Consider the following 24,307-nt stretch of genomic DNA (forward strand, 5'->3'; position numbering starts at 1 on the left):
GGCACGACCGCGTGCAGGCAGGCGCATCCGCTGGCGCGCGGCCGATCACGCTGCGCACTGTTCTGTCGCTCGGTGAGATCGCCGCGGCCGACTGGGACCGCTGCAGCCAATGGGCGGGCCCGGGCGAAGCTGATTCGAACTCTCAGGTTGATGCCGCCAATCCCTTCATTTCGCACGCCTTCCTGCTGGCGCTTGAGCAGTCCGGCTCTGTCGGCGCGCGAACCGGCTGGACCAGCGCCCATCTCGTCGCCGAAGATGAGTCTGGTGTCATCGTCGGCGTCGCGCCGACCTATCTCAAGAGCCACAGCCAGGGCGAGTATGTCTTCGACCACGCCTGGGCCGATGCGCTGCAGCGCGCGGGCGGGCGCTATTACCCCAAGCTTCAGGTCGCAGCGCCGTTCACGCCCGCGACGGGCCGCCGCCTGCTTGCTGCACCCGGCCCCGATGCGCTGCGCGCCGAGCGAGCGCTGGCTGATGGCGTGATCGCCCTGCGTGACCAGATGAACGCCTCGTCGGCGCACATCACCTTCCAGCCAAAGCCGGAATGGGACCGCATGGAGCGGGCAAACTGGCTGGCAAGGCTCGATGTCCAGTATCACTGGTTCAATCGCGGCTATGCCACGTATGAGGATTTCCTCGGCGCCCTCGCCTCACGCAAGCGCAAGGCCCTGCGACGCGAACGCCGCGAAGCGCCCGCCCAAGGCATCGCCATCGAGCGGCTGACCGGAAACGACCTCACCGAAGCGGTCTGGGATGATTTCTTCGCCTTCTACATGGACACAGGTTCGCGCAAATGGGGCCGGCCTTATCTTGCGCGCGCCTTCTTCTCACTGATCGGCCAGAGCATGGCGGACCGCATCGTGCTCGTCATGGCGCGGCGGGAGGGCCGCTACATCGCCGGCGCCATCAATTTCCTTGGGCAGGACGCGCTCTATGGCCGCCATTGGGGCTGCAAGGAGGATCATCCCTTCCTGCATTTCGAAGTCTGCTATCATCAGGCCATCGATCATGCGCTGTCCCTGGGCCTCGCGCGCGTGGAGGCCGGGGCGCAGGGCGACCACAAGATCGCCCGCGGCTACGAGCCCGTGCTGACCCGGTCCAGCCACGCCATCGCCCATCCCGGCTTCCGCCGCGCGGTGGCGGACTTCCTCCAGCACGAGACGGCGCAGATCGACCATCTGCTGGAAGCCATGCGATCCGACCTGCCCTTCGCGAGCCGCAGCGGGGCCGATCCTGACACCCGGTCGGATTGAAAGCCTTTCAGCCTCCCGCGCGAGGTTGCGTTGATGACGACCCTTGACCGCGTGCGGCCGCTCGGCCTTTGCTGGCGCACGCTTCGCTATCTTGCGCCTCCGCGCCAAGGCTCCAGGACCTCGCCATGACCGCTTACGATTCCTCCAACATCTTCGCCCGCATCCTGCGCGGCGAGTTGCCCTGCCACCGGGTCTATGAGGACGCCGACTGCCTCGCCTTCATGGACATCATGCCCCGCGCGCCGGGCCATACGCTGGTGATCCCGCGCAGCCCTGCACGAACGATCCTCGACATCAGGCCAGACGCGCTCGCCAGCCTGACCCGCGCGGTGCAGACCGTGGCGCGCGCCGTCAAGCACGGCATGGCGGCCGATGGCCTGACCATCCAGCAGTTCAACGAAAGCGCCGGCGGCCAGGTTGTCTTCCACATGCATGTGCACATCATCCCGCGCTGGGACGGCGCGGCGATGCGGCCCCACACTGCGGAGATGGCGCCTGCCGAGCAGCTCATGGTCAATGCCGAGAAGATCAAGGCTGCGCTCGCGGCGGCCTGACTTCAGGTGACAGCGAGCCCGACGGCGATCAGCACAAGTTCCCCCGCGAGCAGCCCGACCAGCACCGAGCGGCGCGCCAGCGCGTAAACCGCCAGTCCCGCCACCAGGGCGCCGAGGCGCCCCCAAAGCGGCACGAAGGCCAGCGCCCCCGACGGCGCCAGCAGCAGCTTGGCCACCACCCCAGCCACGAGCGCCGTCGCCACCATCCTGACCCAGACGAGAACCTCGGAGTTCTCGTCGAGGCTGCGCCCGGCGAACACGCCTGCGATGCGCCAGATCTCGGTCGGCAGGAAGCCGATCACGATCACGACGAGATACGGCCAGAGCCCCCCGCTCATCTGCTCCAGCGTCGCCAGCATCAGCGCCCGTCCCGAAGCCGATGGAGCGCATAGGCGGCCGTTCCGCCCACAAGCCCGACAATGAGCAGATCGAAATCCTGCCCCGCGATCCAGGTGGAGAGCGGAGACAGCGCGAAGCCAAGGCAAAGCGCCGTCCAGTCCGCGGCCGTCCGCGAACCGGCCACCAGCGAGAGCGTGAAAAACATCGGGGTCGTGAACAGCAAGGCCGCGGCGAACGCCGCCGGCAAGGCGCCGATCAGGTAGTAGCCCGCGCCCGTCGCCACCGTGGCCGCGAGCATGACCATCAGGCCAAAGCCCATGAAAAAGGGATAGCGCTGTTCAGGGCTCAGTGGCGGCAGCAGCCGGCGACCTTCCGTCCACGAGGTGACGGCGATGAAATGCGCTGCCAGCAGCAGCTTTCCGGTTCCAATGCCCGGGGCTCGCAGCAGCGGAAGGATCGAGACCGTCATGGGAAGGAAGCGGATCGACGAGAGCGACACCGCGACGGCGACCGCCGGCAATGAAGCTCCCGCCGCGATCGAGCCGAACAGCAGGACCTGCGCAGGCCCGGCCCAGAGCAGCACAGTGGAGAGCACGCCCGCCAGCATCGGGTAGCCGATGTCGCGGGTCAGTCCGCCGACGCCGATCAGCGAGCACATCAGCACGATCGACGGCAGGCCCGCAGCCCGGCTGATGCCGGCCTTGAGGCAAGGCCAGAAAGCCGTTTCGGTGAGGGCAGCCGTCACCATGGGCGTACCGCCCGTCCGCACGAAACGCGGGATCGCATGCGCCTCGCCTCCGGCGGCGCAGCGAGGCAGGCGCCGCCCCGTCGCAGAGTTTCCGACAAGGCACGCCCAGCCCGCCGCACGGACGCGCTCAGGACCGGCCGCTCATCAGGGTCGAGAAGACCTCGCGCGCGAAGTCCTGCAATTCCTTGGGAACGCCGCCCACGGCCTGAAAGATCAGATAGCCAATGTAGATGAGCGTCGGGACGAGGATCCAGCCCAGCACCTCCTCGAACATCTTGCGACGCCGGCGGCGACGGTCGCGCTTTTCACCCCAGCTCAGCTTTTCCTTGACCACGACGACCGTCTTGGCCTGCCCTTGCGCGTCCTTGTCCAACGTCATAATCCCCCTCAGGACGCAAGCCCGGTGCGGCGAAGGCGTCAGCCCTTGCTGAGCGGGACCTTCGGCACCGTGCGCACATTACGCGCAGGGGGTTTGTCAGCATTGCCGGGCGCTGGCAAGAACTTCGACATGTCATTGACAGGGTCTTTCTTGCGCGGAGATGAAGACTTCGGCGAAGACTTGCCCCTGGCGCGCGAACCCTTGCCGCGCTTGGTCGCCGCGTTCTCGACATCCTTCTCGGGCTTCGGCGTCACCGGGCCCTCGGGAAACGCGAAGCCGAGCACCTTGAGGCCGGTCGTCTCGGAGGCAACAACCACGACACGCACCGCGCCGCCATTTTTCAGACGGCCAAACAGCACCTCGTCGGCCAGCGGCGTCTTGATGGTCGACTGGATGAGCCTGCCCATGGGCCGCGCCCCCATCGCCTCGTCATAGCCATTGTCGGCGAGCCATTCGCGCGCTTCATCCGTCAGTTCGATCGTGACGGCGCGGTCGGCCAACTGGGCCTCGAGCTGCGCGATGAACTTGTCCACCACCTGGCGGATGACCTGACGCGGCAGATGGCCGAACGAGATCACCGCATCGAGCCGGTTCCGGAACTCGGGCGCGAACATCCGGCTGATGGCTTCGACATCATCGCCCTCGCGCCTGGTGCGCGTGAAGCCATAGGCCGGCCGGGCCATGTCGGCCGCCCCGGCGTTCGAAGTCATGATCAGGATCACGTTCCGGAAATCGACCTGCTTGCCGTTGTGGTCGGTCAGCTTGCCGTGGTCCATGATCTGCAGGAGGATATTGAACAGGTCCGGATGAGCCTTCTCGATCTCGTCGAGCAACAGCACGCAATACGGGTTCTGGTCGATGCCATCGGTCAGCAGCCCGCCCTGGTCGAAGCCGACATAGCCCGGAGGCGCGCCGATGAGACGGCTGATGGTGTGCCGCTCCATGTACTCCGACATGTCGAAACGCAGCATCTCCACGCCAAGCACCTTGGCGAGCTGCTTGGCGACTTCAGTCTTGCCCACGCCGGTCGGGCCCGCGAAAAGATAGCAGCCGATCGGCTTCTCCGGCTCGCGCAGGCCGGCCCGCGCCAGCTTGATCGACGCCGCGAGCGAGGTGATGGCGGCTTCCTGGCCATAGACAACGCGGCGCAGCGTTGTCTCCAGATGTTCGAGCACCTCCGCGTCGTTCTTCGACACGGTCTTGGGCGGGATGCGCGCCATGGTCGAGATCGTGGACTCGATTTCCTTCACGCCGATGGTCTTCTTGCGGCGCGTCTCTGGCAGCAGCATCTGTGAGGCGCCCGTCTCGTCGATCACATCGATCGCCTTGTCGGGCAGCTTGCGGTCATTGATGTAGCGCGCCGACAGTTCCACCGCCGCCTTGATGGCGTCGTTGGTGTAGCGCAGCTTGTGGAACTCCTCGAAATAGGGCTTGAGCCCCTTCAGGATCTCGATCGCATCGGGGACAGAAGGCTCGTTGACGTCGATCTTCTGGAAGCGCCGGACAAGCGCCCGATCCTTCTCGAAATACTGCCGGTATTCCTTGTAGGTGGTTGATCCGATGCAGCGAAGCGTGCCGCCAGACAGCGCCGGCTTGAGCAGGTTCGAAGCATCCATCGCCCCGCCTGAGGTCGCGCCAGCGCCGATCACCGTGTGGATCTCGTCGATGAACATGATCGCCTTGGGGTGAGCCTCGATTTCCTTGATGACCTGCTTGAGCCGCTCCTCGAAATCGCCGCGATAGCGCGTGCCGGCGAGAAGCGTGCCCATGTCGAGCGAGAACACCGTCGCGTCCGCAAGCACCTCGGGCACCTCGCCCATGATGATCTTGCGCGCCAGGCCCTCCGCGATGGCGGTCTTGCCCACGCCCGGATCGCCCACCAGCAGCGGGTTGTTCTTCTGGCGGCGGCAAAGGATCTGGATGGTGCGCTGCACCTCCGATTCGCGCCCGATCAACGGATCGATGCGGCCATCGCGCGCCTTCACGTTCAGGTTGACGCAATAGCTCTCGAGCGCGCCCTCCTTCTTCTTTTTCTTGTCATCACCGGCTTCGGTCGGGCCGGGCTCCTCGCGCTTCTCGCGGCTCTCGTTCTCGTCATCGCCCCCCCGAACGGGGCGCGGCTCCGACGCGCCGGGGCGCTTTGCGATGCCGTGGCTGATGTAGTTGACCGCGTCGTAGCGCGTCATGTCCTGCTCCTGCAGGAAATACGCGGCGTGGCTCTCGCGCTCGGCGAAGATGGCCACGAGCACATTGGCGCCCGTAACCTCCTCGCGTCCCGACGACTGCACATGGATCACCGCGCGCTGGATCACGCGCTGGAAGCCGGCGGTCGGCTTGGCGTCGTCCCGGCCGTTATGGACAAGATTGGCCAACTCGTTCTCGACATATTCGACGAGGTTGCGCTTGAGCAGATCGAGATCGACGCTGCATGCCCGCATCACGGACGCAGCATCCTGATCGTCAACCAAAGCCAGCAGCAGATGCTCCAGCGTCGCATATTCGTGGCGGCGATCATTGGCCAGCGCCAGCGCCCGGTGCAGAGCCTGTTCAAGGCTGCGCGAAAAACTCGGCATGAGGCTCTCCTAGTTTTTTTCCATGACGCATTGCAGCGGATGAGAATGCTTGCGGGCGAAATCCATCACGTTGGTGACCTTCGTCTCGGCCACCTCGTAGGTGAAGATACCGCACTCGCCGACGCCGTTATGATGCACATGCAGCATGATTTGCGTGGCCTCGTCACGGGTCTTGTTGAAGAACCGCTCGAGAACGTGAATCACGAACTCCATCGGCGTGTAATCGTCGTTCAGCAACAGAACACGGTAGAGATTGGGTTTTTTTGTACGGGTCTTGGTCCGGGTGATGACGGCCGTGCCGGCGCCATTGCCCCCGCTGCCGTCCTTTGGCTCGCGCGGGCGATTGGCCATGGCCGAGACGCGCTGCGCACCCCGCTCATGCCTCGTCTTCATCGCGCCAAACCCGTCCTGCATCAATCTCCGGAAGCCTCATCGCCAAATCGCATAGCCTTCAATCCGAATGTATTACCGCAGACGCATCTTCGCCAGTGAGGGTTTCAGCTTAGGTCGATCACTTTCGTTTCGACGACCCCACAACGGAGCGCCACGTCGCAGGCGCGGTCCCCGCTCTCAGCCCACGCCGCGAGGCTCTCGCCAAAGAAAAACCCGGCCGCAAGGCCGGGTTTGACAGGGTGCCAGCAAGGATGAAGCACCTCGGCATGGCCGCGGGCAGACATCCGGGCAACGCGCTCACTTGACGGAGGGAGCCACCTTGGCGATCACGGCTTCGAACGGCTTGAATGCGTCCTTGGCCATCGCGGTGTAAATCTCGCCCATCTTCGTGGTCTGGGCGACGAAGCTCTCATAGGCGGACTTGGCGTAATCGGCCTGGATTTCGAAGGCCTTGTCGATGGTCTTCACGGCGACGAGCTTCTCGATGACCGCGGTGCCCTGCTCGAAAGACTTCTTGGCGAAGTCCGAGGACTCAACGGCAATGGTCTGGAGGCCCTTGGAAGCGGCGCCAAACGACTTGAGAGCGGCGTCGACGTTTTCCTTGCCGGTCTTCTGGATGGTTTCAAACTGCTGCATCATCACTTTCCCCACGGCCTTGGCAGCCGCCTCTGATTCGTGGGGCTGAAGCCCCGGTTTCATCTGGTCAGGCTTCGATCCTGCACCGCAACCTGATGACCGTCATATTGTGCATTGCACCATTGTTGTCAAGCCCCATGCTGCAACGCACAATAGAAAGTCGCCATGCTTAACCAGCCGGTAACCGAAACCCGCTATCGTCTGACTGTGTGATCGAAATGCCACGGAACGTGGCGGATCGGCCCCAAGTTGCGTTGCGTGTGTGGGTGTTTCCAGAATGGCGTTTTTCAGTCGTATCGTGAGCGGCGGACGTTGGTCTGTCGCGCTGGGCGTGAGCGCAATGGCGCTCAGCCTGTTTTCCGCCAGCATGTCGCCTGCCGAGGCCGCGCGCAAGCGGCACCGCGGCGCTGGCTACAATCCGCCCTACGCCTCTTTGGTGATTGACGCCAAGACTGGCCGCACACTGCACGCCGTCAACGAGAACGCGCTGCGGCACCCCGCTTCCATCACCAAGGTGATGACGCTCTACATGCTCTTCGAGCAGATGGAACGCGGCCGTTTCCGCATGGATTCACCCCTGCGCGTATCGGCCTACGCCGCCTCCCGGCCACCATCCAAGATCGGCGTGGACGCCGGCGATACGATCGAGGTGGAGGATGCGATCAAGGCGCTGATCACCAAATCCGCCAATGACGTCGCCGTGGTGGTGGCCGAGAACATTGCCGGAAGCGAGGAAGCTTTCGCCGAACAGATGACGCGGCGCGCCCGCTCCCTTGGCATGAGCCGCACGGTTTTCCGCAATGCCTCCGGCCTGCCCGACAAGGAGCAGGTGACGACCGCACGGGATCTGACGATCCTGGCGCGCGCCATTCAAGAGCGGTTCCCGCGCCATTACGGCCTGTTCCAGACCCGCAGCTTCAATTATGCGGGGCGCTCCTACCGCAACCACAACAAGCTGCTGGGCCGCATCGAAGGCGTGGACGGCATCAAGACCGGCTACACCCGCATGTCGGGCTTCAACCTGATGACATCGGCCAAGGCCGATGGCCGGCAGATCGTCTCCATCGTCCTGGGCGGCCGCTCTGGCGCCGTTCGCGATCGCATCATGGCCGATCTCGTGGTCTCGAATCTGCCGCGCGCCTCGGCCGGCCCGCGCACCACACTGGTTGCCCAATTGCCTGACAGAGAAGCTCCGGCCGAACGCGTGCAGGAAATACGGCAGGATTCACGCCCCGATATCCGTCAGGAAGCGCGTCCTGAATCCAGGCCTGAGCCGATCAGGGTCGCGGCGGTCCAGGAGCAGCCACGTCAGGAAGCCAATCGCAATGTCGAGTCGCCTGCGGCACGCCCCGTGCCCCGGCCCATCGACCTTGCAGCGGCGCGCACCGTCGCCGCCTCCACCTATTTCGCGCCGCCGACCCCAGGCTCCACCTCGCAGCAGGCCATGCGCTGGGCAACGGGCGCTCCCTCTTCCGGCGCCCGCGAGATCCGCCCGCCCGCCACGGTGGCGCAGGCTGCCCTCGTGCGGCCTGCCGCAGCCCAGCCCGAGTTGCGCCAGCCAGAGGCCCGCCCTGCGGCGGAGCCGATGCGTGTGACGCCTGTTCCGGTGCAGCAGATCGTGCGCCCGCCGGCTGCGGTGCCGGGCGCTCCGGCGATGGCTGCGGCGCCCGCCCCGGCGGCACGGCCCGTGCAGGCCGTCGCCGCCCAGCCTGCGCCCCGCGCCGGCGCCCCGCGTCCGCCCGCCAACGTGCAGTTCACCTCATCGATCGCGAAGGCTGCCCCGAAGGCGGAGCCCGAGCCTGCGCCGCAACGCAGCCTCGCTGGCGGCTGGATGATCCAGCTTGGCGCCACCGATGAAGAGGGCAAGGCGCGCAGCATTCTGTCCAACGCCAAGGCCAGGTCACCAGCTCTTTCTTCGGCGCGTGGCTTCACCCAGAGCGTCGAGCACGGCGGCTCCACCCTGTTCCGCGCCCGCTTCGCCGGCTTCGGCGATCAGTCCGACGCCAACAATGCCTGCCGCGAACTCAAGCGCAGCGGCTTTGCCTGCTTCGCCACCCGCACCTGAAAGGCGCGCATAATGTCACGTCAAGAGCACATCCTTGGCCTGGTTGACCCGCGCGGCCAGGGCGCTGCTGCCGCCGGCATCGGGGTGCAGCCGCTTCATGAGGTTCCTGTGGGCCTGCCGGATCGCCTCCTCGTCCGCCCCAGGCTGAAGCCCAAGGATGTCATAGGCTTCCTGTTTGGTCATCGCGCCAGAGCGGTGCGCGCTGCTCGCCCGCGCGTCACCATCCGGCTGAGCGTCAGCACGCCCTCGGGGAAACCGGCGGTCCAGATAAGCCTCTAGCAGGCGCGCTGCGTCGGGGTCGGCCTGTTCGACCTCCGCCATCAGGGCCGACAACTCGGCCGGCGACAGGCTGTCAAGCTCGCGCCCCGTGAAGGAGCCCGCCAGCACCGTACCGCGCATCGCCCCGCTGTCGTGATCCAGCTCCATCGACAGGGTGCGTGAGGCCACCGTCGAGCGTTGCCCCTGCGAGGTCTTCCAGCTCCGGGTCCATTGCGCCAGCGGATGGCTGTAGGCCCACCCGAGCAGCCACGCGCCGAATCCGGCCACGAGCATGGCCAGGTCGATGCGGCCGCGCATCATCAGCAGCGCTGCCACACCCATGGCAGCGGCTCCTCCGAGTTTCTTCATCAGGCCGGCGAGCCGGGCGGGGTTGGAGCCGACGAACAGCTTCGCGCCCCACCACACCGCGATCAGCGTCGCCAAGCCGTAGAGCAGGGCCATCAGCCGCCTTTCCTCATTTGCATCAGCAGCCCGCGCGCCCCGGTCTCCCTGTCGGCGAGTTGCTGGAGGGCAGCCCGTCCACCAGCCGCATAGGACGCCGCCGCGTTCAGAAGATCAAGGAGCTGCTGGGCCACACCCGAATCGAAGCGCGCATAAGCGCCACCCGTCAGCCGCGCGATTTCGCGGAACACATTGGCCGCTGCGGCGTCATGGCCCTCCTGGAACACGAAGCCCTTCACGCCGAGCAGCCCGAGTTGTCCCGCCGCAGCGCAAAGGTCGTCCGCATGCTCCTCCATTGCGTCGCCCACGAAGATGAAGGCGCGGACTGGCGCGCGCCTTGTCTCATCGCGGACATGGGCAAGGACCCTGCCGATCTGCGTGTGTCCGCCCCGGCAGTCGATGCGCGACATCAGCTCGGTCAGGCGCCGCGGATCACCAACCCAGCCCGAGGCCCGGCACTCGTTGAGCCCCCGGAAATAGACAAGCTGGACGCCAAGCCCGCCCAGGCCCGCACAGGCCTCGAACATCCGCCCCTGAAGCGAACAGGCCAGATCCCAGGTCGGCTGGCGGCTCATGGTTGCATCCATGCCGAAGATCAGCCGGCCCGCCCCGGCCGCAGGCGCGGTGGCGGCCACAGCCTTCGCCGTTTCAAGAAAGCTCTCGATGTCTGCCCGAGAGCCGGCCGGGCCGGGCAGCGTACCGGCTGTCGTCACGCCGGGCGGTGGCGTTGTTGCGGGCTTGCGGGTCGGAATCGACATCATCACCTCTGATATGGACAAGGCTGTCGGCTAGATATTGGCCTTCCCCGGTCAATTTGCTACGCCCCCGTCATGCCGGCCCGGCTGGAGCCGGCGGAGGATGTCGCCTTGGCAAAGATCACTGTCGTCCGCAGCGTCGCGGCGCTTCGCCGGCTTGTCGCTGGCTGGAACCATGCTGGCGAGCGCGTGGCGCTGGTTCCGACCATGGGCGCCCTGCACGAAGGGCACATTTCGCTGGTCAGGGCCGCAAGACGCCGGGCCCACCGCGTCGTCGTATCGATCTTCGTCAATCCCACGCAATTCGCGCCCACCGAGGATCTCTCGAAATATCCCCGCACCTTCGCCGCCGACCGCGACAAGCTGACAGAGGCCAAGGCTGACCTGATCTTCGCACCCGACGCGACGGAAATGTATCCGGCTGGCTTCGCCACCACCGTAAGCCTTGCCGGTCCCGCCGCGGTCGGGCTCGAGGATGCGTTCAGACCGACCCATTTCGCAGGCGTCGCGACTGTGGTGTGCAAGCTCTTCACCCAGTGCCGTCCGCATGTCGCTCTGTTCGGGGAGAAGGATTTCCAGCAGCTCAAGGTCGTCACCCACATGGCGCGCGACCTCGATCTTGGCGTGCAGGTGATCGGCGCGCCAACGGTGCGTGATCCCGATGGGCTCGCCATGTCCTCGCGCAACCGGTTCCTTGGGGCACAGGAACGCACCACCGCGCTGACCCTGCATCGCACCATGGTGACGGAGGCGGCCGCCATCCGCGCGGGAGAGCCGGTCGAGGCGGCGCTGGCGCGCGGCCGGGCGGCCATCTGCAACGCAGGATTTGTCCTTGACTATCTCGCGTTGCGTGAAGCGGAGAACCTGCTGCCGGTGGCGCTGGTGACGCAAGCGCCGCTGCGCCTGCTGGTCGCGGCCCGCATCGGCTCGACCCGGCTGATCGACAACATCGGGGTGTGACGCACCCATGCCGGAGCAAAATCGCTTGACTTCGCCGGCTGCCGCGGTCAAAACGCAGCCAGATTTCGGTCGGGACTCGTCCCGGCGTTTTTTGTCGCGCGGCCCTCCCGGCGCGCCATTGAGATGAACGGGTGACCTATGGCCAAGGCCGTGACGATCAAGATCAGGCTCGTGTCGACAGCCGACACCGGTTATTTCTACGTGACGAAGAAGAACTCGCGCACGATGACCGAGAAGATGACGAAAAAGAAGTACGACCCGGTTGCGCGCAAGCACGTCGAGTTCAAGGAAGCCAAGATCAAGTGATCTGGGAGCACTTCGCTTCAAGCGATTCTGGAACATGATGAAAAGCGCTCCCATGGGGCGCTTTTTGTGTTTCGGGCCTGAAGGAATGGCGGTTCACCGACGCCCTGACCGGCAAGGGCTCGCCTGCCCGGCGCCATCCATGACGACGGCAAAAAAGCCGGTTGGCTGCGGATCTGAGGAGGCCAGAAACTCCCGCAACCAACCGGCCGAGCCCACGAATTCCCAGGAGATGCGGCGGACCTGAGCATCCGGGGGCGTCTTTGCGGCGCTGTTTGCGCGCCGTCCGTAAAAAGATCCTAGCGAGCATTCGCGCCGTGAAGCAATGCGCGGGGAGCGCTCTTGGCAGATTCATTCGCTGTAAACCTTACCGCTTAAACAGGTCCGTTAGGCGTGGCGCAGAAAGGCGGCTGCCCGACAAGGTTACCGGCGTAAGCAGCGCGCTTCGGGTTGCCGCATTCGCGCACCAGGGTGGTGTCCCGGCGCGGCATGACAAATGCGCCTCACCTGCTAGAACAACCCAAATCACCCGGAAGATGCGCCCGAGGACATGATCATGCTCGCCAACGCCCCCCGCCCCTTCAATTTCGACCTTGGCGAAACCGCCGAAGCCATCCGCGAGACCGTGCGCGACTTCTCGCAGGAGCAGATCGCCCCGCTGGCATCGAAGATCGACAGGGAAGACTGGTTCCCACGCCATCTGTGGCCGGAGATGGGCGCGCTCGGCCTGCACGGCATCACGGTCGAGGAAGAATGGGGCGGCGCGGGCCTCGGCTATCTGGAGCACTGCATCGCCATGGAGGAAATCTCGCGCGCATCCGCTTCGGTCGGCCTGTCCTATGGCGCGCATTCCAACCTCTGCGTGAATCAGCTTCGCCGCTGGGGCACGGATGCGCAGAAGAAGCGCTATCTGGGCAAACTCGTCTCGGGCGAGCATCTCGGGGCTCTGGCCATGTCCGAGCCCGGGGCCGGCTCCGATGTCGTCTCGATGCGCCTGCGCGCCGACAAGCGCGGCGACCATTACGTTCTCAACGGCTCCAAGATGTGGATCACCAACGGGCCAGGCGCCGACACGCTGATCATCTATGCCAAGACCGACATGGAGGCAGGCTCGCGCGGCATCACTGCCTTTCTGGTCGAGAAGGGCTTCAAGGGCTTCTCCATCGCCCAGAAGCTCGACAAGCTCGGCATGCGCGGCTCGGAGACCGGTGAACTCGTCTTCGAGGATTGCGAAGTGCCGGAAGAGAACATCATGGGCGGGCTCGGCCGGGGCGTGAACGTGCTGATGAGCGGGCTCGACTACGAGCGCGCGGTGCTGGCGGCTGGCTCGCTCGGCATCATGCAGGCCTGCATGGACGTGGTCATGCCCTACATCCATGAGCGCAAGCAGTTCGGCAAGGCAATCGGCGAGTTCCAGCTCGTCCAGGGCAAGGTCGCCGACATGTATGTCACGATGAACAGCTGCAAGGCCTATGTCTACGCCGTGGCCAAGGCCTGCGATCGCGGCGAGACGACCCGCGAGGACGCAGCCGGCGCCATCCTGATCGCGGCGGAGAAGGCTACGCAGATGGCGCTTGACGCCATCCAGCTGCTGGGCGGCAATGGCTACATCAATGATTACCCGACGGGGCGCCTGCTGCGCGACGCCAAGCTCTACGAGATCGGCGCCGGCACCAGCGAGATCCGCCGCATGCTGATCGGGCGCGAACTGTTCGAGAAGACGCGGTGAACGACCACCGGCCTCGCGCGGTGAGGCTGGAGTTCGCAGCCCGATAGGCTCAGGATGGGCGTGGATGCCGTTCTCGCATCCGATTCCCGCAGGGCCTTCCCTCCATGATCGAAGCCATCCTTATCCTGATCGGCTGCCAGCTTGCCGGCGAGGCGCTGGCGCGCGGCCTGACGCTGCCCATTCCGGGGCCTGTGCTGGGCATGGCCTTGCTTTTCGCAGCGCTGCAAGGCCGCTCGCGCCTCCGGCCCGCCGCCGCTGCTGTCGAGACGCTGCCGCTGGGCGTCGTCTCCGCCTTCCTCATCGCGCATCTGTCTTTGCTGTTCGTGCCGGCCGGCGCGGGCATCGTCGCGCATCTGGGCACCTTGGCCCAGCACGGGGTGGGCCTGATCGCGGCGCTGGTGATCTCCACGCTGCTCACGCTGGCTGTCACGGCGCTCGTCTTCGACAAGGTGGCCGCGATGACGCGAGCACCAGGGGACGAGTGATGCAGCCCCAGTTCCTGTGGGTCTATCTCGCTGCAAGCCCGCTCCTCTGGCTTGCTGTCACGCTGGCGGCCTATGCGCTGGCCGATCGCCTTTCGCAGGCGGCAGGCCGCAATCCGGTCGTCAACCCCGTGCTGATCGCGGTGGCGATCCTGGCCCTCCTGCTCTGGCTCACCGGCACGCCCTACAAGGTCTACTTTGACGGCGCGCAGTTCGTGCACTTCCTGCTCGGCCCCGCCACGGTGGCGCTCGCCATCCCGCTCCATCGCAACTGGCCCGTGGTGAGGCGTGCCTTCCTGCCCATTGCGGCCGCTCTGGTGGCCGGCGCCTTCACCGCCGTCATCTCCGCCGTCGGCATCGCCTGGGCCTTTGGCGCGCCCTTCGAGGTACTGGCCTCGCTGGCGCCCAAATCCGTGACGGCCGCCATCGCCATGGGCATTTCCGACGGGTTGGGCGGCAATCCATCCCTGACCGCGACGCTGGTGATCTCCACCGGCATACTGGGTGCGATCATGGTCACGCCGCTGATGAACGCGCTGAAGCTCACCGATTACCGCGCGCGCGGCTTCGCGGCCGGCGTCGCCTCGCACGGCATCGGCACCGCCCGCGCCTTCCAGGTCGATCCGGTGGCGGGCACCTTCGCCGGCATCGCGCTCGGCCTGAACGGCCTCATCACCGCCCTCATCGTGCCTGTTCTGGTGAGCTGGCTGCGCTGAGTTTGCGGTGGCGCGAAGCCGCCGCCGCTCCTATGACAGGCTGCCAGTCAGCCTTGCCGGAAGCACGCCATGCGCATCACCACCTGGAACGTGAACTCCGTCCGCCAGCGCCTCGACCAGCTTTTGGCCTTCCTCAGCGAGGCGCAGCCTGACGCCATCTGCCTGCAGGAGATCAAGACGCAGGACGAAGGCTTTCCCCGCGCCGGGATCGAGGCGGCCGGGTATCATGTAACCACCCATGGCCAGAGGGGCTTCAACGGCGTGGCGATCCTGTCCAAGGCGAGGCTCGAGGATGTGCGCCGCGGCCTGCCCGGCGATCCGTCCGACGAACAGGCTCGCTATCTGGAGGGCGTCCTGCCTTTCGGCTCGGGCGTGCTGCGCCTCGCCTCGATCTATCTGCCGAACGGCAACCCTGTCGGCACCGACAAGTATCCCTACAAGCTCGCCTGGATGGATCGCCTGATCGCCCATGCGCGGGAACTCCTGACGCTTGAGGAGCCGCTTGTTCTCGCCGGCGATTACAACGTGATCCCCGAGCCGCGCGACTGCCACGACCCGGCCGTCTGGGCCAATGACGCACTGTTTGTGCCCGGCACCCGCGCCAAGTTCCGCGAGTTGCTGCATGTGGGCCTCACCGAGGCCGTGCGCGCCACCACCGACGCAGACAGGCTCTATACCTTCTGGGACTATCAGGCCGGCGCCTGGCAGAAGAACAACGGCATCAGAATCGACCACATCCTGCTCTCGCCGCAGGCCACGGACAGGTTGGCGGCGACGGCCATCCACAAGCACACGCGCGCCTGGGAGAAGCCGTCCGACCATGTGCCGGTGAGCGTGGAACTGCGGGCCTGAACGCCCGCCGGGGGTCGGTCAGCGCCGGTTCACCTGGCGCTGGAGGAAGAGCAGCGCAGCCTCGCGATCCTCGACCGACGCGCTCTCGAAGGCGGCGCGGTGCGCGTCGATGATCTCGGCATGGCGCTCGGGGTCAGCCCCATCGCGCGCCAGGGTCAGCCACATCAGGCCCAGCGCCGTCTGGCGCGGAACACCAGCCGCGCCCGTGAGCATGAGTTGTCCCAGCAGGGCCTGCGATTCGACATGTCCTTTCTCGGAGGACAGGTTGAGCCAGCGCGCCGCCTGCCGCGCATCCTTGGGCACGCCCCGGCCCTGCAGATAGAGCCGGCTGAGCTCGAACTGCGCATCCGCGTCGCCATAGTAGCTCGCCGCATACTGGAACAGCTCCACCGCGCGTGCGGCGTTCGCCTTCACATAGGAGCCCTGGATGCCGTCACGCATATAGATGCCAAGTTGCGTGAAGGCGGACGAAACGACACGGGCGTTCTGCGTTCCCGGTGTTTCGTCGACAAACTCGTCGGCGATGCGGGAGAAATACTCGAAGGCCTTGAGGTCGTCATGCGGCACGCCGTCGCCGATGGAGTGCATCTTGCCCAGCTTCCAAAGGGCGAGCACGTGCCCCTGCCCCGCCGCGAACTCCAGCGCCCGGGCGGCGCCGATCTTGTCGCCTGCATTGTAATCCTTCACACCCGACCTGATGGCGTCGCGCACCGAGGAGAAGGGCGCGAGCGGCACGGCCTGCGCCGCGCCAGCCGAAGGCGCCAGCACCGCGCGGGGCGCAGCCTTCAGCGCCGGCGACTGCACGACCGACAGCGCATTGTCCTGCGCCAGCGCGGGAGCAGAGAACCCGATCACCAGGACAATGAGTGCAAGGTCAGATGTCCGCATAGCAATGCTTTTCGTGGGCTCCGCCCGGATGTGTCACAGCCCCGTTCAGCGCCGACCCGACCTGATCGGCATACTTCCAGAGTGCGCCGGAGGTGTAATCCGTGCCGCGGGGCTTCCAGTCCTTCTTACGCGCCCGCAATTCGGCGGCCGTAAGGCGAACTTTGAGCGTTCCCTTGATGGCATCAAGATCAATGATGTCGCCATCGCGCACGAGTGCGATCGGCCCGCCGACAGCCGCCTCGGGTCCGACATGGCCCACGCAGAACCCGCGCGTCGCTCCGGAGAACCGGCCATCGGTGATGAGGGCCACCTTGTCGCCCATGCCCTGGCCATAGAGTGCCGCCGTGGTCGCGAGCATCTCGCGCATTCCGGGGCCGCCCTTGGGGCCCTCGTAGCGGATCACGAGCACGTCGCCTTCCTTGTAGCGCTTGTTCTTCACCGCCTCGAAGCACTCTTCCTCGTTGTCGAAGCAGCGCGCCGGGCCGGAGAACTTCTGCGCCGAGCGCGGCATGCCGGCCACCTTCACGATGGCGCCTTCGGGCGCGAGGTTGCCACGCAACCCGACGACGCCGCCGGTCCTGGTCAGCGGCTTGTTGGCGGGGTAGACCACATCCTGCTGGTCGTTCCATTTCACGGCAGCCATGTTCTCCGCCATGGTCCGGCCCGTCACGGTCATGCAGTCGCCATGCAGATAGCCATGGTCGAGCAGCGTCTTCATCAGCAACGGAATGCCGCCGACCTCGAACATGTCCTTGGCGACGTACTTGCCGCCCGGCTTGAGGTCCGCGATGTAGGGTGTCTTCCTGAAGATCTCGGCCACGTCGAAAAGGTCGAACTTGATGCCGCACTCATGCGCGATGGCCGGCAGGTGCAATGCAGCATTGGTGGAGCCGCCCGATGCTGCGACCACGGTCGCGGCGTTCTCGAGCGCCTTGAGTGTCACGATGTCACGCGGGCGGATATTGCTGGCGATGAGGTCCATCACCAGTTCGCCGGCGGTGTAGCAGAAGGTGTCACGAACTTCGTAAGGCGCTGGCGCGCCGCAGGAATACGGCATGGCGAGGCCGATGGCCTCGGCCACGGTGGCCATGGTGTTTGCGGTGAACTGGGCACCGCAGGAGCCGGCAGAGGGGCAGGCAGCCTGCTCGAGCTCCAGCAGGTCCTCGTCCGACATGGCGCCGACCGAGTGCTTGCCGACGGCCTCGAAAACATCCTGAACGGTCACGGGCTTGCCCTTGAAGCGACCCGGCAGGATCGAGCCGCCATAGATGAAGACCGACGGCACGTTGAGGCGCACCATGGCCATCATCATGCCCGGAAGGGACTTGTCGCAGCCGGCAAGCCCCACCAACGCATCATAGGAATGCCCGCGCATGGTCAGCTCGACCGAGTCCGCAATGCACTCGCGGGAGGCCAGTGAGGACTTCATGCCCTGGTGGCCCATGGCGATGCCATCGGTCACGGAAATGGTGCAGAATTCGCGGGGGGTGCCGCCAGCAGAGGCGACGCCCTTCTTCACGGCCTGGGCCTGGCGCATCAGGGCGATGTTGCAGGGGGCAGCCTCGTTCCAGCAGCTCGCGACGCCGACGAAGGGCTGCGAGATCTGCTTCGTGGTCATGCCCATCGCGTAATAATAGGAGCGGTGGGGAGCGCGGGACGGTCCGACGGAAACGTGGCGGCTGGGCAGCTTGGCCTTGTCGAAAACCCGTTCGCTCATTTTTCGGTCCCCCAGACATCGTCTTGCGTTCAGCCGCTTTTCGGCCGGCGCTCATTTGCCATCAACGCGGATGAATCGGCAACACGACCGATGCGCTGGCGGACTGATGACGATCAGGCCGCGAGCAGGCAGAGGAGCGCGTAAACAGTCCGGTTATCAACGCCTTACGACCTACAGCAAAGCTCATGCTTTGTGGCGCAATCGGGGCAAGGCGCCAGCGTCTGCGCCTCCGAATCTGAATCATTATGGGCTGTGCTAGTTTTGCAACAATTCGATCGCTCAAACCAGCGCGGGCAGCAGGAAGCCGCCCACGATGAAGAACAGCAAGATGCCTGTCGCGAGCGGCAGATGCTTCTCCATGAACAGGCGAATGTTCTCGCCGTAGAAGCGCAGCGCAACGGCGAACATCATGAAGAAGGTGATGCGCGAGACGAAGGCGCCGACCGTGAAGAGCGTAAGGTCGAAGTGGATGAAACCCGACATGATCGTCACGATCTTGAACGGGATGGGCGTCAGCCCCTTGGTGAGCAGCACCCAGAACCAGATGTGCTTGGAGCTATCCACCATGGTGCTGGCCTGGTCGGCGAGCCCGTAGAGCGTGATCAGCCACAGCCCCACCGTGTCGTAGAGCAGCCATCCGATAGCATAACCAAGATAGCCGCCCAGCAGCGCGCCGACCGAACAGACAAATGCGTAGTACCAGGAGCGCTCGGGCCGGGCGAGGCACATCGGTATCAGCAGCGGCAGCGGCGGAATTGGGCTGACCGAGCTTTCGAGGAAGGTGACAATGAAAAGGACCCAAACTGCGCGCGGGTGGCTCGCGTAGGACACAACCCAGTCATAGGCTCGCTTGAGCATGGTGGCAGACACATCCGTGCAGGATCGAGAATGATAGAACGGGCGTGCTGCCTTGGGCGGTGTCCCGGTTGCCCGCGTTGAGCGCGGGCGAGCGGGAGATAGCGCACTGCCGGTCAACTTGCCAGCGGCGCAAGGCGCCTGCGCAAGAAAAAAGCGGGCATGGCGCGCCGTATTTCATCCTTTCAGGACCCGGCCCAAACCGTGGCGACGCGCGTTTCGGCGGCGCACGGCCAGCGGGCTCGCTCAGCCCAGCCGGGCCTGCGCCTCGCGGATCTTGGCCTGCCGCGCGCGGGCGTCGGCAATCCGCTCGCGGTTCTCCTCGATCACCTCTTCAGGCGCCTTGGCGATAAAGTCCGCGTTCGAGAGCTTGCGCTCGACGCCGGCAATCTCGCCATCGAGCTTCGCCAGTTCCTTCGTCAGCCGCGCGGTTTCGGCGCCAAGGTCGATCACGCCCGCAAGCGGCATGGCCACGGTCTCGCCGCGGACCACGATCTGGGCGGAATGGGCCGGCGCAGCATCGGCGAAGCGGATCGCCGACGCCCTCGCCTGCCGGGCGATCATGGCCTCCCAGCGGCCCATGATGGCGCGCGTCGCCTCGCTGACGCCCACCAGCACGAGTTCGACCTGCGCGCCGCCAGGCACGTTGATCTCGGTGCGGACAGAACGGATCTCGGAAATCAGATCGACCACGAAGCCGATCTCGGCTTCCGCCTCCCCGTTCTCGAGCCCGTCCAGAGCCGGCCAGGGCGCATGGCAGAGCAAGCTCTCGCGGGCAGGCCCCTGCTCGCCCTTCACGGCCCAGAGTTCCTCGGTCATGAACGGCATGAACGGATGCAGCAGGGTCGCGATCAGATCGATGACATGGGCCACGGTGGCGCGTGTCTCATCCTTGGCCGCGCTTTCGCCCTCGGCCTGAAGCACGGGCTTGGAGAGTTCCACATACCAGTCGCAGAAGGTGCCCCAGACAAAGCGGTAAGCCGCGTCGGCGGCATCATTGAAGCGGAAGGCCTCTATGGCCTGGCCGACGTCGCGCGCCGCCTTCGCCGCCTCGCCCAGAACCCAGCGGTTCAGGGTTTCGCGCACCGCAGCAGGATCGAAGCCAGCCACGCGGGCGCAGCCGTTCATCTCCGCGAAGCGCGCCGCGTTCCAGATCTTGGTCGCGAAGTTGCGGTAGCCCTCGACGCGCGCCATCGAGAGCTTGATGTCGCGCCCGGAGCTGGCCATAGCCGCCAGCGTGAAGCGCATCGCATCGGCTCCATACTGGTCGATGACCGTAAGCGGGTCGATGACGTTGCCGGTCGTCTTCGACATCTTCTTGCCCTTCTCGTCGCGGACGATCCCGTGCAGGATCACATCCGCGAAAGGGGCTCCGCCCATGAAGGCCTCGCCCATCATCATCATGCGCGCCACCCAGAAGAACAGGATGTCGGCAGCGGTGACGAGCGTATTGGTCGGGTAGAACTTGGCGAGTTCGGGCGTGTTCTGCGGCCAGCCAAGCGTGGAGAACGGCCAGAGCGCCGACGAGAACCAGGTGTCCAGAACGTCAGGATCGCGCGTCAGCGTGACCTTGGCGCCGTAATGCGCCTCGGCTGCGTCCGCCGCGGACTGTTCATCCAGCGCGACGAATGGCGCGCCGTCAGGCCCATACCACGCAGGGATCTGATGGCCCCACCAGAGCTGGCGCGAGACGCACCACGGCTCGATGTTGTCCATCCACTGGAAGAAGATCTTCTCGCGCTCGGGCGGGTGCAGCCGTGTGCGGCGTTCCCGGACGGCGGCCATCGCCTTTTCGGCCAGGGGCTTCACATCCACATACCACTGCTCGGTCAGCCATGGCTCGATCGGCACGCCGGACCGGTCGCCATGCGGCACGGCATGGGCGTTCGGCTCGACCTTCCGGAGCAGCCCATTCTCCTCGAACCACGCCACCACCCGCTTGCGCGCCTCGAAGCGGTCGAGCCCGTCAAGATGGCGCAGGTCGTCGGCGAGCACGCCGCCCGGAATGCCGGTGACGAACTCGGGATTGTCGAGGATCGTGACCTTCGCATCGGCGGTGAGAATGTTCACCAGCGGCAGATCGTGGCGTTTACCGACCTCGAAGTCGTTGAAGTCGTGCGCCGGCGTGATCTTGACCGCGCCCGACCCCTTTTCCGGGTCGGAATAGGCGTCGGCCACGATCGGGATCAGGCGTCCCACCAGCGGCAGGCGCACCATCTTGCCGATCAGAGGCTTCCAGCGATCGTCCTCGGGATGCACCGCTATGGCCGTGTCGCCCAGCATCGTCTCGGGCCGCGTCGTGCCGACGGTGATCGTCACGGACGGATCATCGGCAAGTGGATAGTCGAAATACCACATCTGCCCCTTGATCTCGCGCGGCTCAACCTCGAGATCGGAAATGGCCGTGAGCAGCCTGGGGTCCCAGTTCACCAGCCGCCTCGCCTTGTAGATAAGCCCCCTGGAGTGCAGGTCCACGAACACCTTGAGCACGGCCTCGCTCAGGCCCGGGTCCATCGTGAAGCGCTCGCGACCCCAGTCACAGGATGCGCCAAGGCGCTTGAGCTGCTTCACGATCGTGCCGCCGCTCTCCTCCTTCCACTTCCACACCTCGCCAAGGAAGGCCTCGCGGCCCATGGAGCGACGATCGGCACGGTTCTCGGACGCCAGCTTGCGCTCCACCATCATTTGCGTGGCGATGCCGGCATGGTCGGTGCCTGGCTGCCAGAGCACATCCTTGCCCTTCATGCGCCAGTATCGGCAGAGCACATCCTGCAGCGTGTTGTTGAGCGCGTGCCCGATATGCAGCGAGCCGGTGACGTTCGGCGGCGGAATCACGATGCAATAGGGTTCGGCCTGCTCCCGGCCGGGCCGCATGGCGGCGAAGGCGTTGGCCTCGGCCCAGCGCTGTGCAATGCGCGCCTCGACCGCAGCCGGCTCGAAACGGTTATCCATCATGGGGGCAGACCTCGAAACGGAAAAGCCGGGCTGGTTCAGCCCGGCTGGAAATCGTCTTTGCCGATGCCCGTTCCTAAAAGCCGAGGTCGCGGCGTTCGTCAATGAGCATTGTCAGGACGCCGCCCGGGCTCAGCGCCCGCCGCGCGCCACGCGCTCGATCTCGGCCTTGACCAGCCGTTCCACGATCATCGGGAGGTTGTCGTCGAGCCAGGCCTTGAGCATGGGCTTCATCATGTCCTTGACGAGGTCCTCGAGCGTCCGTGCATTGCCCGTCAGCAGCGTGTTCGACAGCGACGAGAAGGCGCCGGCGATGGAGGCGCTGGCAGCCGCCGAAAGAAGCTCGCCAGCCGGTTCGGGCACCGCATAGGCTGCGGGCGCAACAGGAGCCACCGGTTGGGGGGGCGGCGCAGGCGGCGGCGGCGGCGGAATGTCGGCCATGACCGGAGGTGGCGGGGGCGGAACCGGCTCAGGCTCAGGCTCAGGCTCAGCATCGGAGAACATCAGATCGATGTCGTCCTGCCCCTGACTTTCCTCGGCGAGCGCCAACGGCTTCGCCTCCACGGCAAGGTCAAGAACGTCGGGGGCAGCCGGGACCGAGGCCGGCAAAGCCGCAGGCTCCTCCTTGTCGGCAGCCGCAACCTGCTCATCATCGGAGATGATGCGCCGGATCGAGGCGAGGATCTCCTCCATGGAGGGTTCGTTGCCTTTTGCGAGAGCCGTCATAATCAACCCGGTGTGCCACGCGCCAAAACGCGGGAAGAATCAATTCCTGCGCCACTTGATTAGAGCACGTCCCGGCGGTTTCACAACCTGGGGTCCAACGGCGCCCACAGGAAAATGCCGTCGGTCACGGGTGCTGCCTGCACTGTCGCCACGAAAAAGCCGGGCCTGAGCCCGGCTGACCCGATTCTGAAGCGTCGTCTCAGCGCCCGTCAGGCGTCTGCGTCCCGAGCCATTTGTCGCGAACCTGCTGATAATGCAGGCTCGGATCATAGGTCGCCACCTTCAGCCCCAGCGTTCTGGCATTGAGCCGGCCGACGCTCGAGAGCACGTTGTACGAGGCCACCACCCGGTCGCGCTGCGCGCTGACCAGAGACGAGCGCGCCGCCAGCAACTCCTGCTGGGCGTTGAGTACGTCGAGCGTGGTCCGCTGACCGACTTTCGCCTCTTCGCGCACGCCATTGAGAGCCGTCGTGGCCGCAGCGACCTGCGCCTGCGCGGCCACGGTCTGCGCCCGCGAGGCTTCGAGCGCGCCCCAGGCCACCACCACCTGAGCGCGGACCTGCTCACGGGTGATGTCGGCCTCAAGCCGGCGCTGGCCAGCAAGTTCCTTGGCCTGCCGGGTGCGCGAATAGACCTGACCACCCTCGTAGATGGGAACGGTGAGGCGAGCGACAGCCGAGGCCGAGAATCGCTGGTCGTTGATGCTCTGGGTGTCGATCCGCTGGCTCACAGTGCCGCTCAGGCCAATGGTGGGATAGAGTTCGGCTTCGATCAGCTTCACGCCAATATCCGCAGCGTCGACATTGTGCAGCGAGGCGACGACGGCCGGATGGATGGTCTGGGAATAGCGCAGGCCTTCCTCCAGTGAGCGCGGCAGATTGCGTTCGATCGGCCGGGCAGGCGCAAGGCGGCGCGGGCTCACCCCGACGATCTGCCGGTAGCGCCCGAGGCTCGCCTTGAGGTTCGACAGGGACAGCGCGGCCTGCGAACGGGATGCGGCCAGCCGCGCTTCTGACTGCGCCACGTCCGTGCGGGTGACCTCGCCGACATTGAACCGGTCACGCGTCTGGCGCAGTTGCTCTTCCAGAACCTCGACGTTGTTGGTGTTGAGGTTGAGGATCGCGGCGTCGCGCAGAACGTTCATGTAGGAGGTCGCGGCGTCCAGCAGCACGTTCTGTTCGGCGACGCGCAGATTCTCCCGACTGGCCAGCACCAGCGACTCGGCCTGGCTTACGGCGTTGCCGGTGCGGCCCGCATTCCACAGCGTCTGGTCGACCTGAAGGGCCACACCGCGCGGCAGCTGCCGCTGGTTTACCGAGTTCGCGCCCGGTCTATCGACCTGAAGGATCGAGCCGCCGATATCGGCGCTGCCGGTGATGCGCGGCCGATAGCCGGACAGAGCCTGAGGAACGTTTTCGTTGGACACGCGAAGGGAGGCGCGCTGCGCGTTCAGCGTCGGATTCGAGCCGTAAGCCTTGGCCAGCGCGCTTTCGAGCGTCTCTGCCGCATGGGCGGACCCCGCGGCAAGGCAGCCGGCGACCAGCAATGCGCAGGCGGCAGAACTCAACATCGTCAACCGATGGGAACTCGCAAGCATGACAGGTGCCTCGTTCTTGTGGCTTTACCTTGAGGCAAAGCGCCACGCAATCGGATTTGATCGAATGAATTGCCAGCCTGACGGCTGAATCAGTCCAATATCGCCTTCGCACTGA

Annotated in this window: 22 protein-coding genes and 1 pseudogene; 9 read left to right on the plus strand and 14 right to left on the minus strand. The window is 65.6% G+C overall.

Annotation, left to right across the window (positions count from 1 at the left end):
• The first annotated feature begins 11 nt into the window (after positions 1 to 11).
• Together HEQ16_11825 and HEQ16_11830 are read left to right on the plus strand one after the other, a co-directional pair.
• A complete protein-coding gene (locus tag HEQ16_11825; GenBank protein MCO4054714.1) occupies positions 12 to 1,253 on the plus strand; it encodes an N-acetyltransferase in 1,242 nt (413 codons plus the stop codon).
• 125 nt (positions 1,254 to 1,378) lie between these two features.
• A complete protein-coding gene (locus tag HEQ16_11830) occupies positions 1,379 to 1,807 on the plus strand; it encodes an HIT family protein (GenBank protein ID MCO4054715.1) in 429 nt (142 codons plus the stop codon).
• 2 nt (positions 1,808 to 1,809) lie between these two features.
• Here the strand turns inward: HEQ16_11830 and HEQ16_11835 are convergent, their stop codons facing one another.
• The 6 genes from HEQ16_11835 to HEQ16_11860 all read right to left on the minus strand — a co-directional run bounded on the left by HEQ16_11835 (position 1,810) and on the right by HEQ16_11860 (position 6,878).
• The gene (locus HEQ16_11835) at positions 1,810 to 2,145 is read right to left on the minus strand and encodes an AzlD domain-containing protein (GenBank protein MCO4054716.1); all 336 of its coding nucleotides are present in this window, start codon (positions 2,143 to 2,145) and stop codon (positions 1,810 to 1,812) included.
• A 20-nt stretch (positions 2,146 to 2,165) separates the two neighbouring features.
• Complete coding sequence (locus HEQ16_11840; protein MCO4054717.1) at positions 2,166 to 2,894, minus strand: AzlC family ABC transporter permease; 729 nt, start codon at positions 2,892 to 2,894, stop codon at positions 2,166 to 2,168.
• A gap of 127 nt (positions 2,895 to 3,021) precedes the next feature.
• On the minus strand, positions 3,022 to 3,273 hold the full coding sequence (locus tag HEQ16_11845; GenBank protein MCO4054718.1) for a hypothetical protein: 252 nt from the start codon (positions 3,271 to 3,273) through the stop codon (positions 3,022 to 3,024).
• A gap of 38 nt (positions 3,274 to 3,311) precedes the next feature.
• Positions 3,312 to 5,846: an ATP-dependent Clp protease ATP-binding subunit ClpA gene (gene clpA, locus HEQ16_11850; GenBank protein MCO4054719.1), complete on the minus strand. Its 2,535-nt coding sequence runs from the start codon at positions 5,844 to 5,846 to the stop codon at positions 3,312 to 3,314.
• Positions 5,847 to 5,855: 9 nt separating this feature from the next.
• The gene (gene clpS, locus HEQ16_11855; GenBank protein MCO4054720.1) at positions 5,856 to 6,197 is read right to left on the minus strand and encodes an ATP-dependent Clp protease adapter ClpS; all 342 of its coding nucleotides are present in this window, start codon (positions 6,195 to 6,197) and stop codon (positions 5,856 to 5,858) included.
• A gap of 339 nt (positions 6,198 to 6,536) precedes the next feature.
• Complete coding sequence (locus HEQ16_11860; GenBank protein ID MCO4054721.1) at positions 6,537 to 6,878, minus strand: phasin family protein; 342 nt, start codon at positions 6,876 to 6,878, stop codon at positions 6,537 to 6,539.
• Between the two features lie 337 nt (positions 6,879 to 7,215).
• Here HEQ16_11860 and HEQ16_11865 point away from each other — a divergent pair.
• Positions 7,216 to 8,547, plus strand: a pseudogene (locus HEQ16_11865) (D-alanyl-D-alanine carboxypeptidase).
• Positions 8,548 to 8,955: 408 nt separating this feature from the next.
• Here the strand turns inward: HEQ16_11865 and HEQ16_11870 are convergent.
• Both HEQ16_11870 and HEQ16_11875 read right to left on the minus strand, forming a co-directional pair.
• Positions 8,956 to 9,660, minus strand: coding sequence for a DnaJ domain-containing protein (locus HEQ16_11870; protein ID MCO4054722.1), 705 nt, complete (start codon positions 9,658 to 9,660; stop codon positions 8,956 to 8,958).
• Entirely contained in the window at positions 9,660 to 10,373 is a 714-nt protein-coding gene (locus HEQ16_11875; protein MCO4054723.1) for a VWA domain-containing protein, read from the minus strand. The genes HEQ16_11870 and HEQ16_11875 overlap by 1 nt, the downstream gene beginning before the upstream one ends.
• Positions 10,374 to 10,490: 117 nt before the next feature.
• On the opposite strand from HEQ16_11875, the gene HEQ16_11880 reads away from it, so the two are divergent.
• From HEQ16_11880 to xth, 6 genes are all read left to right on the plus strand, one after another.
• Positions 10,491 to 11,375 (plus strand): pantoate--beta-alanine ligase, encoded by an 885-nt coding sequence (locus tag HEQ16_11880; protein MCO4054724.1) that lies wholly within the window; start codon positions 10,491 to 10,493, stop codon positions 11,373 to 11,375.
• A 138-nt stretch (positions 11,376 to 11,513) separates the two neighbouring features.
• Positions 11,514 to 11,681, plus strand: coding sequence for a 50S ribosomal protein L33 (rpmG, locus tag HEQ16_11885; GenBank protein ID MCO4054725.1), 168 nt, complete (start codon positions 11,514 to 11,516; stop codon positions 11,679 to 11,681).
• A gap of 553 nt (positions 11,682 to 12,234) precedes the next feature.
• Positions 12,235 to 13,407, plus strand: a complete 1,173-nt coding sequence (locus HEQ16_11890) for an isovaleryl-CoA dehydrogenase (GenBank protein ID MCO4054726.1) — start codon at positions 12,235 to 12,237, stop codon at positions 13,405 to 13,407.
• 104 nt (positions 13,408 to 13,511) lie between these two features.
• Positions 13,512 to 13,892, plus strand: coding sequence for a CidA/LrgA family protein (locus HEQ16_11895; protein MCO4054727.1), 381 nt, complete (start codon positions 13,512 to 13,514; stop codon positions 13,890 to 13,892).
• Positions 13,892 to 14,605 carry an LrgB family protein gene (locus tag HEQ16_11900; protein ID MCO4054728.1) on the plus strand — a complete coding sequence of 238 codons (714 nt, stop codon included), beginning with the start codon at positions 13,892 to 13,894 and terminating at the stop codon, positions 14,603 to 14,605. The genes HEQ16_11895 and HEQ16_11900 overlap by 1 nt, the downstream gene beginning before the upstream one ends.
• Positions 14,606 to 14,674: 69 nt before the next feature.
• Positions 14,675 to 15,457, plus strand: coding sequence for an exodeoxyribonuclease III (gene xth, locus HEQ16_11905; protein ID MCO4054729.1), 783 nt, complete (start codon positions 14,675 to 14,677; stop codon positions 15,455 to 15,457).
• An 18-nt stretch (positions 15,458 to 15,475) separates the two neighbouring features.
• Here the strand turns inward: xth and HEQ16_11910 are convergent, their stop codons facing one another.
• The 6 genes from HEQ16_11910 to HEQ16_11935 form a co-directional block, all read right to left on the minus strand.
• Complete coding sequence (locus HEQ16_11910; protein MCO4054730.1) at positions 15,476 to 16,345, minus strand: sel1 repeat family protein; 870 nt, start codon at positions 16,343 to 16,345, stop codon at positions 15,476 to 15,478.
• Entirely contained in the window at positions 16,332 to 18,062 is a 1,731-nt protein-coding gene (gene ilvD / locus HEQ16_11915) for a dihydroxy-acid dehydratase (GenBank protein MCO4054731.1), read from the minus strand. The genes HEQ16_11910 and ilvD overlap by 14 nt, the downstream gene beginning before the upstream one ends.
• A gap of 279 nt (positions 18,063 to 18,341) precedes the next feature.
• Entirely contained in the window at positions 18,342 to 18,920 is a 579-nt protein-coding gene (locus HEQ16_11920; GenBank protein ID MCO4054732.1) for a DedA family protein, read from the minus strand.
• Positions 18,921 to 19,163: 243 nt separating this feature from the next.
• On the minus strand, positions 19,164 to 21,872 hold the full coding sequence (locus HEQ16_11925) for a valine--tRNA ligase (GenBank protein ID MCO4054733.1): 2,709 nt from the start codon (positions 21,870 to 21,872) through the stop codon (positions 19,164 to 19,166).
• A 129-nt stretch (positions 21,873 to 22,001) separates the two neighbouring features.
• Positions 22,002 to 22,595, minus strand: a complete 594-nt coding sequence (locus HEQ16_11930; protein MCO4054734.1) for a DUF2497 domain-containing protein — start codon at positions 22,593 to 22,595, stop codon at positions 22,002 to 22,004.
• Between the two features lie 199 nt (positions 22,596 to 22,794).
• Positions 22,795 to 24,192, minus strand: a complete 1,398-nt coding sequence (locus HEQ16_11935; GenBank protein ID MCO4054735.1) for a TolC family outer membrane protein — start codon at positions 24,190 to 24,192, stop codon at positions 22,795 to 22,797.
• Between the last annotated feature and the right edge of the window lie 115 nt (positions 24,193 to 24,307).

Source organism: Bosea sp. (in: a-proteobacteria) (genome assembly GCA_023910605.1).
Classification (GTDB): Bacteria; Pseudomonadota; Alphaproteobacteria; order Rhizobiales; family Beijerinckiaceae; genus Allobosea.

Coding starts and splice junctions, on each gene's coding strand:
- HEQ16_11830 (MCO4054715.1), top strand. CDS start 1,379: ATGACCGCTTACGATTCCTCCAACATCTTCGCCCGCATCCTGCGCGGC.
- HEQ16_11835 (MCO4054716.1), bottom strand. CDS start 2,145: ATGAGCGGGGGGCTCTGGCCGTATCTCGTCGTGATCGTGATCGGCTTC.
- HEQ16_11840 (MCO4054717.1), bottom strand. CDS start 2,894: ATGGTGACGGCTGCCCTCACCGAAACGGCTTTCTGGCCTTGCCTCAAG.
- HEQ16_11845 (MCO4054718.1), bottom strand. CDS start 3,273: ATGACGTTGGACAAGGACGCGCAAGGGCAGGCCAAGACGGTCGTCGTG.
- clpA (MCO4054719.1), bottom strand. CDS start 5,846: ATGCCGAGTTTTTCGCGCAGCCTTGAACAGGCTCTGCACCGGGCGCTG.
- clpS (MCO4054720.1), bottom strand. CDS start 6,197: ATGGCCAATCGCCCGCGCGAGCCAAAGGACGGCAGCGGGGGCAATGGC.
- HEQ16_11860 (MCO4054721.1), bottom strand. CDS start 6,878: ATGATGCAGCAGTTTGAAACCATCCAGAAGACCGGCAAGGAAAACGTC.
- HEQ16_11870 (MCO4054722.1), bottom strand. CDS start 9,660: ATGGCCCTGCTCTACGGCTTGGCGACGCTGATCGCGGTGTGGTGGGGC.
- HEQ16_11880 (MCO4054724.1), top strand. CDS start 10,491: ATGCCGGCCCGGCTGGAGCCGGCGGAGGATGTCGCCTTGGCAAAGATC.
- rpmG (MCO4054725.1), top strand. CDS start 11,514: ATGGCCAAGGCCGTGACGATCAAGATCAGGCTCGTGTCGACAGCCGAC.
- HEQ16_11890 (MCO4054726.1), top strand. CDS start 12,235: ATGCTCGCCAACGCCCCCCGCCCCTTCAATTTCGACCTTGGCGAAACC.
- HEQ16_11895 (MCO4054727.1), top strand. CDS start 13,512: ATGATCGAAGCCATCCTTATCCTGATCGGCTGCCAGCTTGCCGGCGAG.
- HEQ16_11900 (MCO4054728.1), top strand. CDS start 13,892: ATGCAGCCCCAGTTCCTGTGGGTCTATCTCGCTGCAAGCCCGCTCCTC.
- xth (MCO4054729.1), top strand. CDS start 14,675: ATGCGCATCACCACCTGGAACGTGAACTCCGTCCGCCAGCGCCTCGAC.
- HEQ16_11910 (MCO4054730.1), bottom strand. CDS start 16,345: ATGCGGACATCTGACCTTGCACTCATTGTCCTGGTGATCGGGTTCTCT.
- ilvD (MCO4054731.1), bottom strand. CDS start 18,062: ATGAGCGAACGGGTTTTCGACAAGGCCAAGCTGCCCAGCCGCCACGTT.
- HEQ16_11920 (MCO4054732.1), bottom strand. CDS start 18,920: ATGCTCAAGCGAGCCTATGACTGGGTTGTGTCCTACGCGAGCCACCCG.
- HEQ16_11925 (MCO4054733.1), bottom strand. CDS start 21,872: ATGATGGATAACCGTTTCGAGCCGGCTGCGGTCGAGGCGCGCATTGCA.
- HEQ16_11930 (MCO4054734.1), bottom strand. CDS start 22,595: ATGACGGCTCTCGCAAAAGGCAACGAACCCTCCATGGAGGAGATCCTC.
- HEQ16_11935 (MCO4054735.1), bottom strand. CDS start 24,192: ATGCTTGCGAGTTCCCATCGGTTGACGATGTTGAGTTCTGCCGCCTGC.